Genomic DNA, 17,921 nt, shown 5'->3' on the forward strand with positions numbered 1-17,921 from the left:
ATTAGTGCGTTAAAACCCGGGGTTGTTCCCGGGTTTTTAGTATTTTATTTTATAATCGAGATTTAAATATCCAAAGCCTTGCCTTTTCATTTAAGTTGTTTTTCAATTTAAAGCCTAATAATGAACCGCTCAGAGGTTGTTTGCTTTCTTATGCAATTGAATAAAGTTTTGTTGCATTATATACACTAAAAAAGGGAACCTATTATGATTCCCCTTTGATATTATTTGTAGTTGATTAATGCTATTTCATAATACTTTCTGCAGTAAAACCATTATTGAATTTTACATTTGTAAGTGTCTGAATGATGCTTGGTTCTTCTCCATAAGCACCTACCGCATCCGGCATAAAGTAATTACGTTTCGTAGCTATTTTTTGCCCTTCAATATCTTCATAGGTGTAGTTTGCTGCTATTACAGGAGCATTAACTCCAAGAAAAGGTAAAGAAAAAAAGAAACGATCTATTAATTTTGTTGTTGGATTTACATAAAGAATGTAGACGTCATTTTGTTCTTTTCCTGTGATTGTTGGATCATAAGAAATTTCTATTTTATCATAAGAAGTTCCATTATAATCTTCTTTACCCAAAGATTTTGCAATAGTTCCTTTATCATTTAATTTATAAGGCATTACAAACCAAAAATAGTTTGCTCTTCTTAAAAAATCCCCAACAGCATTTGCTTGTGGATCCTCTACCATTTTATCTGCAAGCATCACTTTTGTTTCTTTTCCATCAAAATATTGCATTACATTACCTTCTGCACCTGGCATTGCATTTATTTCGTGTTGCTTATAGTGCCCATAAGATGCTTCAGTAGCAAATACATAACGTTCTGTAGATTCATCTACTTTTCCACCAGATGCATAATTATAAGTGTATTCTACATCTTTTTTAGCCCATAAATCACCCCAACCACCTTGTGCATACTCTATAGCAGCTAAGACGCTTTCTGGCTTACTTGCATCATACATTGGAGCCTTATCCATCATTTCTTCTTTAGCGGTATCTTCTGCTGTTTCCGTTTTTTTTGTTTTCTCACCACAAGCACTTAAAAATATAACTGCTGCTGTTAAAACTACTTTTGTTATTACGTTTGTTGTTTTCATGTATTGTTTTAGATTTTGTTTCCATCTTAGACGTTTTTTTAATAATTTCTTACATAAGTTCATGAACATTATTACGACTAGTTATAGACAGTAAAATAAGAAACCTCATTATAATGGAAAAAAAATATCCGTTACCACCATTTACATTAGAAACGGCAAAGCAGAAAGTACAAGCAGCAGAAGATGCTTGGAATTCTAAGAATCCAGAAAAAGTGTCTATGGCCTATACTATTGATACCGAATGGAGAAACAGAAATGTATTTTTGAAAGGGAGAGCAGAAGTACAGTCTTTTTTAAAAAATAAATGGGATACTGAGCTCCATTACAAACTTAAAAAAGATCTTTGGAGTTTTACAGAGAATAGAATAGCAGTGCGGTTTGAATATGAGTATAAAAATACATCTGGAAATTGGTTTAGAGCCTATGGGAATGAGAATTGGGAATTTGATGAAAATGGATTAATGCAAAAGCGATATGCGAGTATAAATGATTTGCCTATAGACGAGTCTGAAAGAAAATTATAGGTTTAGATGAACTAAACAATAGCTAATGGGTTTGTTTTTTCTTATTTAAAAAGAAAAGTGTACCGAGAATAAATACTGGTAGAAATACACAAATTACTACAGATGCTTGTATATAATCAAGACCAATAAATTGGAACCAGTTTAAAAAAGCAACAGATTTTTTAAATATATAAATTGAAAAAACTTTAAAATCTGGCACAATAATTAGTGTAATACTAATGATAAGTATATACACTATTTTATATGTATTTGTTTTTAAAATACGATCTAGTAAACTTAAGAGTAGTATAGGGATAACAATGTAGTATATAATAATATTAGCCTCTTCATAGCTTATTCCAAAAAATGATTCCATCCATTTTAAAAATTTATAGACAGCATTAAAAACCTTGGTCATTCCTATTTTTAAATTTTAGCTGTTGCAGCCATTGCAGCACCAATAATACCAGCATGGTTTTGCAAGCCAGCGGGGATTACAGGGGTATTTATAGTAATACACTTTTTATATTCATCAAAATCTTTTGATGCCCCACCACCTAAAATAATTAAATCTGGCGAGGTAATAAGATCCACATATTCTAAGAAGGTATTAAAGCGTTTTCCCCATTTTTTATAAGAAAGTTTTTCACGGTCTTTTGCTGATCCAGCCGCCCAAAGCTCAATTTTATCATATTTTTTATAGGGTATCTGTCCTAATTCAAAATTTGGTAATAGTTCTCCATTAAAAAAAGCACCACTGCCTAAACCAGTGCCTATAGTAATCATCATTACAAGTCCTTTTTTGCCTTTTCCAACCCCAAAATTCATTACGGCAAAGCCAGCTGCATCCGCATCATTAATAACGGTAACGGGTAGGTTTGTATGTTTTTTAAAAAGCTTCTCTGCATTTACGCCTAACCATTTTTTATGCAGATTGCCAGTTGCTTTGCAAACGCCATTTTTAATAATAGTAGGAAAACCAACACCTATTGGACCTTGATGATCAAAATGCTTCGCTATTTTTTGAACCACTTCGGCCATAGCCTCTGGCTTACGAGATTCTGGCGTTGGTATTCTGTGGCGCTTGGTTAACATTTTTCCTGTAGTGGTGTCTACTAATGCTCCTTTCATTCCTGAACCACCAATATCAATTCCTAAAACAATCATACAATAAAATTTAAAAACGAAGATAAAAACAAAATGGTTTATAACTGTTTTTGATTTTATTATTCTAATAATTTTTTTTCGAATAAATAATCAAAAATCAGTTGGTCTACCTCAGATACTTTATCATAGTCTTTATAGGTTAACCATGCCATTTCTTCAATTTCGGCATCTGGTTGTAGCGTACCATTATAATTTGCGGTATAGCATGTCATCCGAACAAGAATTCCTCTTTTATGAGCATCAGCCTGAGCTTCAAAAATTCCTAAAAGTGCTACAGTATCTTCAAGTATCGCAACACTTAATTCCTCTTGTATTTCTCTTTTTAAGGTTTGCTTATCTGTTTCTCCAAGTTCTCTTTTGCCTCCAGGAATATAATATTTAGTTTTCCCTTTGCTGCGTGTGCTTAATATTTTTTTATTTTCAATATAAACCCAAGCAATCTTATCAATAATTTGTTCATTAGGTTCTATATAATAATCAATGGAGTTTAAGGAGTGGTTAGGATCTATAAAATCTAATAATGTATCAATGGCTTTTCCAAAATGGGTCAAGGTATTTAATTGTTTGTTTCTTCCAATAGCACTAGAAATCGTTTCATCTCTATTGCCAAACTTATACCCTCCTTTTTTAATCCATAGTAAATTTAAAAGATGTTGCATTATTACATTTCCTAACTGATCTATAGAAATAGCAATTTTAAGACAGTACGCACCAATACCTTTTATCCCTTTCGTAAAAAGAGTATAAAATATACCATAAATAAAACCTAAAGGTCCAGTAACAACTAGTAAAACAATAGAAATTAAAAATAAGAGGATACCAATAAACGGATTTACTTTTTGATCGGTAGTAGTGTTTTGTTTTTTTAGAATCATCTTATCCTAATTTTGAATTTTAAGTGATAAGTTTTAAATGAATAGTTTCAGAAATATATTTTTTTCGAGCCCTCCCAACTCTAACTAAATCAAATTTTACTTTCATTGATAATTATTATATCTAATTTATATTTCTGAATCTGAAATAATAATTTCTAAATTCAACACTTAAAACTTTTGACTTAACATTTATACAGCCCGTTGTACTACCTCAAATACTTTACTACCATCACATTTTAGTGTTTTAGAAGGGTATTTTAAAATTAAAGCATAATCATGCGTAGCCATGAGAATGGTACGCCCTGCTTTATTAATTTCTTGTAAAACTTTCATAACCTCTACACTTGTTTGCGGGTCTAAGTTTCCTGTAGGTTCGTCTGCTATAATCAATTCAGGATCATTTAATAAAGCTCTGGCAATAGCAATACGTTGTTGTTCTCCACCAGATAATTCATGTGGAAATTTAAAGCCTTTGGTTTTCATCCCTACTTTATCTAAAACTTCGTCAATTTTAGATTGCATTTTCTCTTTGTCTTTCCAACCTGTCGCTTTTAATACAAAAGCAAGATTATTATGTATTGTTCTATCTGGGAGTAATTTAAAATCTTGAAAAACAATACCAAGTTTTCGTCTTAAAAAAGGAATATCTTTTTCTTTTAAGGTTTTCAAGTCAAAATCAACAATATTTCCAGTACCTTGTTTTAGAGGTAAATCAGCATAAAGTGTTTTCATAAAACTACTTTTGCCACTTCCTGTTTTTCCTATTAAATAAATAAATTCACCTTTGTTAATTTCAAGATTAATATCATTTAAAATAAGATTCTCTTTTTGGAAAATGGCAACATCTGTTAATTTTAAAATACTTTCTTTCATGATTTTTATTGTCGTTATAAAAGTAATAAGTTCTTGCGGAAATTAAACGAAGCTTTTCTATAAATCTTTATTTTTAAAATCTAGAATGAGTAAAGGCAGTTTTAAAAATATAAATTTTAAGGTTTAATGCTTATAGATATACTTCACGACAATATTTTTCGTTATAAGGATATTAAAAGGTATTTCTTAATCAGTTGGAGAACATTATGCTAAAGAAAAAAAACCTATTACTACTAGGTATATTGTGTGCGTTTTATTTTACAAATGCACAAGAATCAAAGATTTATACACACGAAAAAAAAGCGTATCAAGATGCATTGCGTTTGTATAATAATGAACAGTTTCAGGCAGCTCAGACACTTTTTGAACAGGTAAAACACAACACTACAGATTTAGAAACTAAAGCAAATAGTTCTTACTATGTAGCTAATGCTGCCGTGCGGTTAAACCAAAAAGGGGCAGATCGATTGATGGAAGATTTTGTAGAAAAATACCCTACCTCTACAAAACGCAATTCTGCATTTTCGGATGTAGCGGCGTATTATTTTGAAACCGGAAAGTATTCAAAAGCCTTAAAATGGTATAAAAAAGTAGATCAAAAATCGCTTTCTAATGCAGAAAAAGATGCATTTAATTTTAATTATGGGTATGCCTTATTTTCTTCTAAAAAAACGAAAGATGCAGAGCGCTATTTAAACAAAGTAACAACTTCTCCTGTTTATGGCTCGCAAGCAAAGTATTACCTTGGATATATTGCCTACCAACAAGATGATTATGAAAGTGCTAGCGAACGTTTTGATAAAATTACAGATCCTACCGTTTTAGAAGAAAAACTATCGTATTACCAAGCAGATCTTAATTTTAAATTGGGAAAGTTTGAAAATGCTATTGCTTTAGCAAAAAAGCAAATGGCAAAATCTGATAGGAACGAAACATCTCAATTAAATAAAATTATAGGGGAGAGCTATTTTAATTTACAGCAGTATGAAGATGCCATCCCATATTTGCTAGAATATAGGGGGAGAAGGGGTAAATGGAATAATACCGATTTTTACCTTTTAGGCTATAGTTATTATAAACAAGGAGATTATACAAATGCTATACAACAGTTCAATAAAATTATAGATGGCACCAATAGTGTATCTCAAAATGCCTATTACCACTTAGCAGAATGCTATTTAAAACAAGATAAGAAGCCAGAAGCTTTGAATGCTTTTAGGCAGGCATCACAAATGGATTTTTCTCCTGAAATTGAAAAAGATGCTTATTTAAATTACGGGCGTTTAAGCTATGAAGTGGGTAATGGTTACGAAAATGTCTCAGAAGTATTAATTGCATACTTAGAGAAATATCCAAAAGACGAGCATCAAGAAGAAATACAAGAACTATTAGTAGATTCTTATATTACGTCTAAAAATTTTAAAGGTGCTATGGTGCTTTTAGAAAAGAATAAAAATTATGCTAGTAAAACTACCTATCAAAAAGTAGCCTATTACAGAGGAATAGAATTGTTTTTAGATACTGATTATGCTGGTGCAGCCGAAGCATTTGGAAAATCTTTGGGTAGTGCAGAAGATGGTTTGTTTAAGGCAAAGGCTAATTATTGGAAAGCTGAGGCTGAATATAATTTAAATAAGTATGCCGCTGCTCTAGACGATTTTATAGCATTTCAGAAAAACCCGAATGCAAGTACAGTAGCCACCTATAAAAATCTAGATTATAATCTGGCGTACACGTATTTTAAGTTAAAAGACTATCCAAATGCAATTAGGTATTTCAAGTCATATACTAAAAAGTCAGATGCTGAGGAGTTAAGTGATGCTTATTTGCGCTTAGGAGATAGTTATTTTGTAACCAGTAAATATTGGCCAGCTATAGAAACCTATAATAAGGCATTAGCACTTAATGGCCCTGAAAAAGACTATGCCGCATTCCAAAAAGCAATAAGTTATGGTTTTGTAAATAAAGGTGGATCTAAAATAAAAAACCTTTCAGCTTTTATTGCTAAGTATCCAAGATCTACTTTAAAAGATGATGCTTTGTATGAGTTAGGAAATTCGCTGATTGCAACAGGTAAGGAAACACAGGGTTTAGAAACTTATGATAGACTAATTAATGAGTATAGAGGAAGCTCTTTTGTGCCGCCAGCATTAATGCGTCAAGGATTGGCATATTATAATGGCAATAAGAATGAAGAAGCACTAACAAAATTTAAAAAGGTAGTTAAAGACTATCCAAAAAGTCAAGAAGCAGTACAAGCAGTTAGTACAGCTAAACTGATTTATATTGATTTGGGAAGAGTTAATGAGTATGCTGCATGGGTAAAAAACTTAGATTTTGTTGAGGTTAGCGATTCAGAATTGGATAACGCTACTTATGAGTCTGCAGATAAGCAATTTATAGATGGTAACACTACACAAGCGATAAAGGCATTACAAAATTATATTACGGAATTTCCTAATGGTGTACATACCTTAAAAGCGAACTTTAATTTAGCACAGCTTAAATTTTCGCAAGGCGATAAAGATGATGCGCTTGTAAATTATACTTATGTTGTAGATAATGGCGCTAGTGAGTATAGCGAACAGGCTTTAACCAGAGTCTGTGAAATATACACTGGGAAAAAAGATTATACGACAGCAATACCATTTTTAGAAAAATTAGAACGTACTGCAAATATTAAGCAAAATAGAACCTTTGCACAATCTAATTTAATGAAAGGCTATTATGAGCAGCGTGATTATGATAAAACAATTGCTTATGCAGAAACTGTTTTAGCTACCAAGAAAATTGATAATAGAATTAAAAGTGACGCGCAAATTATGATAGCACGTTCAGCTATAAAAACAGATAACGAAGACAGAGCAAAAGCCGCCTACGCTAAAGTTTTACCTATAGCATCTGGTGCAGTAGCTGCTGAGGCATTATATTATGATGCCTATTTTAAACATAAAGATTTAAAATACGAATCTTCTAATATTTCTGTGCAAAAGTTGGCGAAAGATTATGCTACGTATAAAGAATGGGGAGGCAAAGGCTTGGTAATTATGGCTAAAAATTTTGATGCGCTAGGCGATGGTTTTCAAGCTACTTATATCTTAGACAACGTCATTGCAAATTTTGAGCAGTATCCAGAAATAGTTGCTGAAGCAAAACAAGAAGCATTCCGTATTAAATCAGCAGCAGCAAAAAGCAATGCATCTGTAAATCCAACCGAGAACTAATCATCAATCAGGAAAAGAAACACTATATGTATAAACACATAAAAGTAATGACAGTAGTATGCTTTGGTTTTTTCCAAGTGATTACTGCTCAAAAAAAAGCAAAAGATAGTATTAAAACAGGAACAGTAACGGTAGTTAAGGCGTATACGCCAACTATTTCGGATGCTTTTAAAACAAAAGTAGTTCCTAGTTTTAATGATTCTATAGTATTACAAAAAAAGAAAATTAAATATAGTATTTTTTCAGTACCAGTGGCATCTACTTTTACGCCTGCAAAAGGAAAGGCTGCAACAGTAGAGAAAATACCACCACCTAAGCTGTTTAACTCATATGCCTCTTTAGGTTTTGGAACTTTTGATAATGCTTTAGCTGATTTTTATACCAGTAGAAAAATTAATAAAGAGGAACGCTTAGACATTGGTTTAACGCATCATTCGGCTAGAGGCGAAATAGCGGGTATAGCACTTCCAAATACGTTTTATAATAGTAAATTAGAGTTGGCCTATTCTAAACGAGATAAAGATTTAGATTGGGGTGCTAATGTAAAAGCACAACATCAACTATACAATTGGTATGGTGTTGCAGATGGTACTTTTACAGATGCCGTTATTGCTACCATAGATCCGCAGCAAAATTATTTTAATGCCACTTTAGGGGGGTATATTAATGTAGAAGATTCTTTTTTTAAAAGATCTGAAGTATTAGTCCGTCGTTTTTGGGATGCAACAGAATCTGCCGAAAATAGAGCAGTTTTGAAAGCAGATTTTGAACTTCCTATTGCAGATGAAAACTTTACTGTAAAAACAAAATTAGATTATTTAGGAGGTTCGTTTGCAAATGCTAACTTAAATTTATTGGACAATCAGCCTGGTATAGATTACAGTCAATTGCAATTTGGTATCGCTCCAAGCATTACTATTCTTAGAGATGATTTAAGTATTAATTTAGGCGCTAACCTAGTCTATGGTTTAGATTCAGAAAATAGTAATAGTAACTTTTTTATCTACCCAGCCATAACGGCTAGTTATCGTTTAGTAGACGAAACAGTTATTGCTTACGGAGGTATAGAAGGGGAGTTGCAACAAAATTCGTTTTATAGTTTTGTAGAAGACAATCCATATGTGTCTCCCACATTAAACATTACGCCTACGGACAAACAATATAATGCTTATGCGGGGATAAGAGGGCAATTGTTGCCAAACTTAAGTTATAATGTAAAAGCATCATACACCGCAGAAAATAGAAAACCACTTTTTATATTAAACCCGCAAAATTTATTTAGAAACGATGAAAAAGGATACTACTATGGAAATTCTTTTAATGTGTTTTATGATGATGTAAAAACCTTAGGTATTTTTGGAGAATTAAACATAGATATTAAGCGTAATTTTACCTTGGGTATTAATGCAGAAGCATATACCTACAATACAGAAACAGATAACCCAGCTTGGAATTTGCCTAATATCACAGGATCATTATTTATGGATTATCAAATAGATAAGAAATGGTTTGCTGGTGCTAATTTATTTTTTGTGGGTGAAAGAGAAGATTTGGCTACAGTAGCGGCCCAAGGAATTGCTCCAGAAAACTTTTCAGCAACGGCAATAACTTTAGAAAGTTATTTTGATGCAAATGCACACCTAGGATACCGTTTTAATGAACAGTTATCTATTTTTGCAAAGGCAAATAATATCACTAATAATAACTATCAACGTTGGGCAAATTTCCCCGTACAAGGCTTTCAAGCATTATTGGGTGCTACGTATAAGTTTGATTTTTAGTTCTATAGGATTTTCAAAACTCAATAAGTATTCGTTTTTATCGTTATAAGTATCATATCATTAATACTTATTTATATGAAAACTATAGCCAAAAGACATTTCTTCTTTTCTGTTCTAGGATTATTTTTAATGAATTGTAGTACAGATGCAGTTCCTGAAGCAGAGGTGGAAATTGTAGCGTGTTCTACAGAAAACCTGCTTGAAACTTTTACAGATCCGGAAGGTAATACGCTTTTTATATATGAAGATGGAACCGTTTTTAATCAAACCAATAGTGGTTGTGATTTTGCACTTCAGTATTTTGATCCAGACTTTGAAACACAGAATTATCAAATAGATGGTGCAATGGTTTTTTTTAAAAATGATTCGGATTTAATACCGGTAAAGAATAATTTTAATGAAGATTTTGAAAAAGCAACATTACTAAACTTATTTATAACAGATACTAATGATCCAAATCTGTTTTGGAGTACTATTACGTTACTCAGTCCGCAAGCTAAAACAGTAGCCGCATACACTGCCTTAAATGAGTGTATATTTCAAGAAACATGCGATTTTTTAGATAATCGCATAGAAGTAGTTGCAGACCCTACTGATACTACTAATAAAGTACTAAGAATGGAAGCTGTTTCACCAACAGAAGACATGGTAACTTCTAAAGCAAGTTTATCGTCTACCTTAAATTATTTTAAAAAAGGGGATGATATTTGGTTTGAAGCTGATTATTATATCGAAAATGGGATGCCATTTAGTATTGTAGATTTTGAAAGCTCTTATTTTGAAGGCTCTCCTGGACCAAGAGTTGTTATAAAAAACAACCAGTTAGCAATAGAAAATAAGTTTGGCTCTAAATTGTTTTATACCACTACAACAGATACTACTGTTCCTGTAAATGAATGGTTTAGGTTAAAAGTACATCTTAAGTATAGTAATGACGATGATGGATTAATTGAACTATGGCAAAACGACCGAAAATTAATTCAAATTTCCGGGAAAAATTTACCGACATCAAATACTATTCTAAATAAATTGGAAGTAGGTATCTCTGCATGTCAACAAGAAACTGTAATGTATGTTGATAATATGAGAATATCTAATGCTAATTTTTAAGGCTTCACTATTTATAACCACTACATTTTACATTTTCACTACATTTCCTTATATTTTTACATCAAAAATATGCATTTCGTCGATTTTTATATAATTTAGCAATCGGGTTAGTATTGTAAAGTATTATAATTTAAGTAGTTATATTTGTAGGATGTGGGGCTCTAATACAATAACATTTTTTTCTTTTCTTGCGTGTCTTTTTTTCACGCAGGCTTTTATGGGGCAAAATTTAATTGAAAATCCCAGTTTTGAAGCATATAAAAAATGCCCTCAGCATTTAGGTAGTTTTTCTGAGGATGTTGCAGATTGGACTAAACCAACAGCAGGTAGTACAGATTACTTTAGCCTATGTAGCGAAGCTATGGGGATTCCAGAAAATTTTAATGGCATACAGTCTGTAAAGTTTGGGCAATCCTATGCAGGTTTTTACATGTATGCTCCAGGGAATTATAGAGAATATTTACAAGTAAATTTAAAACAAACTTTAGAAAAAGATAAAATTTACACCTTAACTTTTTATGTAAGTCTTGCAGAAAACGCAGATATTGCAGTTAAAGACTTTGGTGTAGTATTTTCAGATAAACGAGTAGAAACAAAATTAAAAACTGCTTTTACCAAATATCAAATGTCTAAATTGAAAGGCTATCAATTTCATGTAGAAAATATAGAAAGTGATAACTTTTATTCTGATACCACAAAATGGATGGAGGTTACTACGGAGATCATAGCAAATGGATATGAAAATTACATAATGCTGGGTAATTTTATTGATAATGCAAAAACAAGAAGAACTAAAATGCATCATAATCCTAAGGTAAAATCAAGAGGCTCATACTATTATATAGATATGATTAGTTTGGTGGAAAAAGGGAAAAATTTTAGAAAAAATGAAACTTATGTCTTCAAAAAAGTTTTTTTTGATTTTGATGAATACCGCCCTAAAACCAATAGCACTAAAGAACTTTCTGAAGTTTATGAATATTTAAAAGACAAAGAAAACGTTCAGATTTCAATTCAAGGGCATACGGATAGCAAAGGTGATAGTTTATACAACCAATCCTTATCGGATAAAAGAGCAAAAGCTATTGCAGATTATTTGGTAAAACTTGGCTTGCCTAATCATAGAATAAAAACAAGTGGGCATGGAGAAACAAAACCCCAAGTTAAAAAAGCCGATGAAGCCGCTCACAAAAAAAATAGAAGAGTAGAATTTGTACTTACCGATTTTGTAGATCAGGATTAATTTTTGCTGCTAATAATCATATTCGTTAAGATTATAAATGCAATTATCATTATATTTTTTAAAAAAACTTTTTCTCAATAAGATTATAACAAGCCCTTATAAATTGCCTAATACAATATAACATTCTTTATAGGAGAAGACCTCTGAATTCTAAATACATACTAATTACACAATAATTACGTTATAGTAACACCTAAATCTTTAAATTATAGCCACTTTCTATAATTTACTATAAACTTAATTTGAGCAAAAACTCAACTAAACTCAATCTTATGAGACAACCTACAGTCTTATTGCTTTTTTTGTGTACTATTTTCTTTTCATGCGAAAAAGCAATGGAAACCCCTATTTTACCAGACATATCATTAAATTTATCTACAACATTATACAACTATGATACTGATACATGGGAAAACACTGATGCAACCATTATAATTACTGCTGATGGAACAGAAATTGTTAATCAAAATATTTCTACAGGGATTAATACCATACCATTATCACCACAATACGATTCGTATACTATTACAGTAGCTAAAGTTGCAGTAGAAACATACACACAAACGTTTTCTAAAGAAGCTATAGAATCGTATAATAGTACATCACCTTTACTTATAGAATTGTTAGATAAAACCTATGATGCTAGCCTTACCATCAGAACAAAAGAAGAATATGATGTTTTTGTGGCAGAACAGTATGGAAGGGTTTCAGGAAGTATTACTTTTTTTAGAATACCATCTATTACAAATTTTAATGAAATAGCAACGTTAAGATCCATAGGGAAAGGTCTAAGGATCGTTGAAGTTCCTTCATTAACATCTTTAGAAGGTTTGCATAACATTACTCGTGTAGATGATTTAAGAATCTCTAATAATGATGCTTTAATCAATCTAACGGCTCTACGCAATCTAATTACCATCAATGATGATATCCTTATTTCGGATAATGATATGCTAACCAATTTAGATGGTCTAGATAGTATTACATCACTGCCTGGATTATTAAAAATTGAAAATAATGACAGGCTTACTAATTTATTTGGCTTGCATAATTTAACTATAGTTGCTGGTAATATAGCTATTGTTGCTAATTCTGAATTAAATGATTTGGGGGCTTTAAATAATTTAACCGCTATTGTATCTAGATTAACTATTCAAGGAAATGCCAAGTTAACTACTTTAAATGGTTTGCATAATATTACTTCTGTAGCGGGAGATTTGGTACTAGCCGAAAACCCAATTACAAACTTAGAAGGGCTAAATGGTATAAATAGTATTGGTGGTGATATCGAAATTTATAATAACGGTATGCTTTCTAATTGGTGTGCCATACAAGATTTATTTTTAAATAATGGGGTAGGAGGACTTGTTTTATTTGGTAACTGCTTATATAACCCAACAGTTGAAGATATTATGAACGGAGCCTGCTCTCAGTAATTTTAGTCGTAAGATGATAATAAATTAGGGTTCAGTTATATAAAAACCCTTTTGTTTATATAAAAAATGTCTCAATACTTTTGAGACATTTTTAATTTTTTGATGTGTTGTATCACTAAATTTCTCTATGTACATCCCAAGCTTCTAGATAATCTGCTACAGCTTTTACAAACATACCACCTAAAGCACCATTAACAACTCTGTGGTCATAACTGTGCGATAAGAACATCTTGCTTCGAATACCAATAAAATCCCCCTCAGCAGTTTCTATTACAGAAGGTAGTTTACGGATAGCACCTAAGGCTAAAATACCTACTTGCGGCTGATTGATGATTGGGGTGCCAAAAACACTACCAAATGTTCCTACATTGGTTACGGTATACGTGCCACCTTTTATTTCATCTGGTTTTAATTGATTGTTTCTAGATCTGCTTGCTAAATCATTAACGGCCTTAGCCATACCTACCAAATTTAATTGATCTGCGTTTTTTATAACAGGAACTATTAAATTGCCATCAGGTAAAGCAGCAGCCATACCAATATTTATATTTTTCTTTTTAATAATGGCATCACCTTCTACAGAAATATTTATAAGCGGGAATTTTTTTAATGCTTTTGCTACTGCTTCCATAAAGATAGGGGTAAAGGTTAATTTTTCACCTTCTCTTTTTTCAAAATTCACTTTATGCTTATTTCTCCAATTTACAATATTAGTTACATCTACTTCAATAAAACTCTGTACGTGAGCCGATGTAGAAACACTATTTACCATATGCTGTGCTATAAGCTTACCCATTCTACTCATTGGCATAGCCTCATCACCATCTGCAATAACTACTTTTGGAGTTTCTTTTTTAGGATCAGCTGCTTTTGGAGTAGTTGGCATTGGAGCTTTAACTTCAATAGCTGCTTCTTCTTTTATAATTTCTTGAGTTGCAGTTTCATTGGTTGTAGCTTGTCCGTTCTTTACAAAATCTAAAATATCATTTTTTGTAACTCTACCATCTTTACCTGTACCCACAATAGTATCTAATTGAGCAACTGAAATGCCTTCTTTTTTTGCGATATTTTTTACTAAGGGCGAATAAAACTTGCTAGTGTTACCATAATCTTGTGTAGCTGTAGCTTTGGGTGCTGTAACCTTTTCTTGTACTACAGCTATTTCTTTTTCAATTACTTCAGCAGCTTCAGTAGGTATCGGTGCTACTGCTTCTTCTGTAATGCCAATACTATCACTATTAGTTTCAATAATAGCAACGACCTGACCTACAGCAATAATATCGTCTACTTTAAAAAACTTTTCAATTAAAACACCATCTACCTCACTAGGAACTTCAGAATCTACTTTGTCTGTTGCAATTTCAAAAACAGCCTCATCCATTTCTATGGTATCTCCAACCTCTTTTAACCATGTAGTTAATGTTGCTTCTGCAACACTTTCTCCCATCTGTGGTAATTTCAATTCAAATTTTGACATATTATCAATCAACTTGCTTTATTAGAATACTTTTTTGCGAAAATAATAAAAAAAACATCGTTTAGTTAGGTTTACTTTAAATATTTTCTAAGAAGCTTTAATTGAATTCTCAAATGGAATTCTATTTAAAATACTCCTGCCTAAGGTAACCTCATCTGCATATTCTAACTCATCACCAACGGCAATTCCTCTGGCTATAGTAGATGTTTTTATTTCATAGCCTTCTATTTGCTTAAAAATATAAAAATTAGTAGTATCTCCTTCCATAGTAGAACTCAATGCAAAAATGAGTTCTTTGATGTCTCCGTCTTTTACTTTAGTTACTAAAGGAGCTATCGTTAAGTCTTGAGGACCAATACATTCCATTGGAGATATTTTACCTCCTAATACATGATACAAACCACGGTACTGCCCAGTATTTTCTATAGCCATTACATCTCTTATATCTTCTACTACGCATACCAAAGATTTATCTCTTTTAGAATTTGAACATATTTCACATAAAGCTACATCAGAAATATTATGGCAGTTGGTACAAAATTTAATTTGCCCTCGTAAACTATCTAAAGATTTAGATAATCTGTTGGTTTGCTCTTCTGGTTGCTTTAAAAGGTGTAATGCTAAACGCAGTGCTGTACGCTTACCTATACCAGGTAATTGTGATATTTCATAAACAGCGTTTTCTAAAAGTTTAGAAGAAAATTCCATAGTTGTAAAATTACAATTTTATACTATTAACCTGTTGTGCATTTAGAACAAAATTTTGTCAATTCGAGTGATTTTTAAGAATGGAATGAAGAAAAATTGTATCGAGAATCAGAATTTTAGTCCTAAAACAGTTCTCGATACACTTTTTCATACTTCAAAAGCACTCGAACTGACATTTTTGAACTATTAAAACTTCCAAATGCAGAACATTCACTATTATTTCTTTTAAAAACAGATCTCTTTTAAAGTTTTATTCACACAAAAAATAAAGTATATTTAACTAGTTCTTAGTTTTTGTACTTTGCATCTGTAATTTTTTTTTATGACGGCTACTTCTATCCTCCTATTGATCGCAATTTATTTTGCTGTTCTCCTATTAATCTCATATTTCACAGGTAAAAATGATTCTAATGAAGATTTTTTTAAAGCAGGAAAATCGTCACCTTGGTACGTTGTTGCTTTTGGAATGATAGGTGCCTCTTTATCTGGTGTTACATTTATCTCTGTTCCAGGAGCAGTAAATGCTGCCAAGTTTGGTTATATGCAGGTTGTTTTTGGGTATATTTTTGGCTATTTTATTATTGCTTATATATTACTCCCTATTTACTACAAATTAAATGTAACCTCTATTTATGAGTATTTAAAAGAACGTTTTGGGAGGGTAAGTTATAAAACAGGAGCTTTCTTTTTTTTTATATCTAGAGTTTTAGGTGCCTCATTCCGATTGTTTTTGGTTGCAATTGTTTTGCAACAATTTGTTTTTGATGAAATGGGTATTCCTTTTGAAGCTACTGTTATCATTTCTATTCTGTTAATTTGGATATATACTTTTAAAGGGGGCATTAAAACAATTGTTTGGACAGATACCTTACAAACCTTATTTATGCTAATCTCCGTAGGGCTTTCTATTTATTTTATTAATGATAAATTGGATTGGAGTTTTTCCGAGTTTTTAAGTTCTACTGAATTAGCAAACTATAGTAAAACTATTTTTACTGACGATTTCTTTGCGAAAAATCATTTTTTTAAATATTTCGTAGGAGGTATTTTTATAACTATTTGTATGACTGGTTTAGACCAAGATATGATGCAAAAAAACCTTACCTGTAAAAGTTTAAAGGATGCTCAAAAAAACGTAGTCTCTTTTGGAATAATTATCGTTATTGTTAATTTTATCTTTCTTCTTTTAGGGGCATTATTGTTTATTTATGCCGATAAATTTGGTATTGCTATTCCACTAATGGATGGCACACCTAAATCTGATCTTCTTTTTCCTGAGATAGCCTTAAATACGGGGCTTGGAATAACAGTTGCAATAACTTTTATGCTAGGGCTTATTGCAGCGGCTTATAGTAGTGCAGATAGTGCCTTAACCTCTTTAACTACTAGCTTTTGTGTAGATTTTTTAAGCATAGAAAAGAAATCTGTAACAGCGCAAAAAAGTATTCGTAAAATAACTCATGTTGGAATGAGTGTATTGCTCATTATCGTTATAATTATCTTTAAATATGTGCTAGATAAAAGTGTAATTGATGGACTCTTAACCGTAGCTTCATACACCTATGGGCCATTATTAGGTTTATTTGCTTTTGGTATCTTAACAAAATATAAAATTATCGATAAATATGCTTGGGCTGTAGCGTTATTTGGCATACTTAGCACCGTTTTAATAGCTAATGCTCCAGCTCTATTTGCTTATAACTATGGCTTAAGCTTATACGATTGTACTAATTCTGAGAATTTATGGACATGTGCGCAAGAGTATGCTGCAAAAAACTATTATAACTTTAGTTATGAATTATTACCAATTAATGGGTTCATTACTTTTATAGGCTTATTCTTTATTAGAAAAAGAAAATAGTTGTTTTTTGTGCTTAGAAGTGTATCTTTTTTAAAATTGCAAATGTCTTTTTTGGTTTTAAAGCCTATAATTTTTAAAAATTCCTTGGATAGAGATTACTTGATTTTCATTTAAATAAATAAGAGCATTGCTAACAAGAAAGGCAACTCTATAAAAAAACTGTTTGTACAATCTTTAATTATGATTAGCGTAGATTTAAATTTTATAGCATAATTAAAAGAAATTACCTCTAATTATAATGTTTTTTCGTAATAAACAAATAAGAAAAATGATACTAATTTATATTTATTAATTTTATCTGATTTTTTATACGGAATGCTCTAACATTATAATTATTTTTATCAGTAAATTTTGTTAAAATGTATTTAGATGTGTAACGATATGATTAATATTACGTCTTATAATAAACTCACTTTATTTAAGATTAAAAGTGCAATTCACATTTTAAAAATATAAGTCATTGTTAGTGCTGTATTTTTATAGTTAATGGTTAGTGTTTAGTACACATTATCAATGATAAAAGCTCCAATGTAAATTGGAGCTTTGTTTTTTTGTTAT

The 17,921-nt window shown here is 31.3% G+C and carries 14 protein-coding genes; 7 read left to right on the forward strand and 7 right to left on the reverse strand.

Annotated elements, in window-relative coordinates; translation table 11 throughout:
• Positions 1-241: 241 nt before the first annotated feature.
• Positions 242-1,105 (reverse strand): DUF6503 family protein, encoded by an 864-nt coding sequence (locus ACZ451_RS11500; protein ID WP_464212531.1) that lies wholly within the window; start codon positions 1,103-1,105, stop codon positions 242-244.
• A 113-nt stretch (positions 1,106-1,218) separates the two neighbouring features.
• Between ACZ451_RS11500 and ACZ451_RS11505 the strand changes: the two genes are divergently transcribed.
• Positions 1,219-1,629 carry a DUF1348 family protein gene (locus ACZ451_RS11505; RefSeq protein WP_464212532.1) on the forward strand — a complete coding sequence of 137 codons (411 nt, stop codon included), beginning with the start codon at positions 1,219-1,221 and terminating at the stop codon, positions 1,627-1,629.
• 22 nt (positions 1,630-1,651) lie between these two features.
• On the opposite strand, the gene ACZ451_RS11510 is transcribed toward ACZ451_RS11505, so the two are convergent.
• From ACZ451_RS11510 to ACZ451_RS11525, 4 genes are all read right to left on the reverse strand, one after another.
• Positions 1,652-2,026: a hypothetical protein gene (locus ACZ451_RS11510; RefSeq protein ID WP_464212535.1), complete on the reverse strand. Its 375-nt coding sequence runs from the start codon at positions 2,024-2,026 to the stop codon at positions 1,652-1,654.
• Positions 2,027-2,034: 8 nt separating this feature from the next.
• Positions 2,035-2,775, reverse strand: a complete 741-nt coding sequence (gene ppgK / locus ACZ451_RS11515) for a polyphosphate--glucose phosphotransferase (protein ID WP_464212537.1) — start codon at positions 2,773-2,775, stop codon at positions 2,035-2,037.
• Between the two features lie 59 nt (positions 2,776-2,834).
• A complete protein-coding gene (locus ACZ451_RS11520) occupies positions 2,835-3,650 on the reverse strand; it encodes an NUDIX hydrolase (RefSeq protein ID WP_464212539.1) in 816 nt (271 codons plus the stop codon).
• Between the two features lie 189 nt (positions 3,651-3,839).
• Complete coding sequence (locus ACZ451_RS11525; protein WP_464212541.1) at positions 3,840-4,523, reverse strand: cell division ATP-binding protein FtsE; 684 nt, start codon at positions 4,521-4,523, stop codon at positions 3,840-3,842.
• Positions 4,524-4,729: 206 nt separating this feature from the next.
• Between ACZ451_RS11525 and ACZ451_RS11530 the strand changes: the two genes are divergently transcribed.
• From ACZ451_RS11530 to ACZ451_RS11550, 5 genes are all read left to right on the forward strand, one after another.
• On the forward strand, positions 4,730-7,747 hold the full coding sequence (locus tag ACZ451_RS11530; RefSeq protein ID WP_464212543.1) for a tetratricopeptide repeat protein: 3,018 nt from the start codon (positions 4,730-4,732) through the stop codon (positions 7,745-7,747).
• A gap of 47 nt (positions 7,748-7,794) precedes the next feature.
• On the forward strand, positions 7,795-9,528 hold the full coding sequence (locus ACZ451_RS11535) for a TonB-dependent receptor domain-containing protein (protein ID WP_464212545.1): 1,734 nt from the start codon (positions 7,795-7,797) through the stop codon (positions 9,526-9,528).
• A gap of 75 nt (positions 9,529-9,603) precedes the next feature.
• On the forward strand, positions 9,604-10,638 hold the full coding sequence (locus tag ACZ451_RS11540; RefSeq protein WP_464212547.1) for a heparin lyase I family protein: 1,035 nt from the start codon (positions 9,604-9,606) through the stop codon (positions 10,636-10,638).
• Between the two features lie 217 nt (positions 10,639-10,855).
• Positions 10,856-11,881, forward strand: a complete 1,026-nt coding sequence (locus tag ACZ451_RS11545) for an OmpA family protein (protein WP_464212549.1) — start codon at positions 10,856-10,858, stop codon at positions 11,879-11,881.
• Positions 11,882-12,153: 272 nt separating this feature from the next.
• Positions 12,154-13,317 (forward strand): hypothetical protein, encoded by a 1,164-nt coding sequence (locus ACZ451_RS11550; RefSeq protein ID WP_464212551.1) that lies wholly within the window; start codon positions 12,154-12,156, stop codon positions 13,315-13,317.
• Between the two features lie 115 nt (positions 13,318-13,432).
• Here the strand turns inward: ACZ451_RS11550 and ACZ451_RS11555 are convergent, their stop codons facing one another.
• Both ACZ451_RS11555 and recR read right to left on the reverse strand, forming a co-directional pair.
• The gene (locus ACZ451_RS11555; protein ID WP_464212553.1) at positions 13,433-14,794 is read right to left on the reverse strand and encodes a dihydrolipoamide acetyltransferase family protein; all 1,362 of its coding nucleotides are present in this window, start codon (positions 14,792-14,794) and stop codon (positions 13,433-13,435) included.
• 87 nt (positions 14,795-14,881) lie between these two features.
• Entirely contained in the window at positions 14,882-15,502 is a 621-nt protein-coding gene (gene recR / locus ACZ451_RS11560) for a recombination mediator RecR (protein WP_464212555.1), read from the reverse strand.
• A gap of 322 nt (positions 15,503-15,824) precedes the next feature.
• Between recR and ACZ451_RS11565 the strand changes: the two genes are divergently transcribed.
• Positions 15,825-17,363: a sodium:solute symporter gene (locus tag ACZ451_RS11565; protein WP_464212557.1), complete on the forward strand. Its 1,539-nt coding sequence runs from the start codon at positions 15,825-15,827 to the stop codon at positions 17,361-17,363.
• Positions 17,364-17,921 lie beyond the last annotated feature (558 nt).

The organism is Allocellulophaga tsushimaensis, assembly GCF_055383085.1.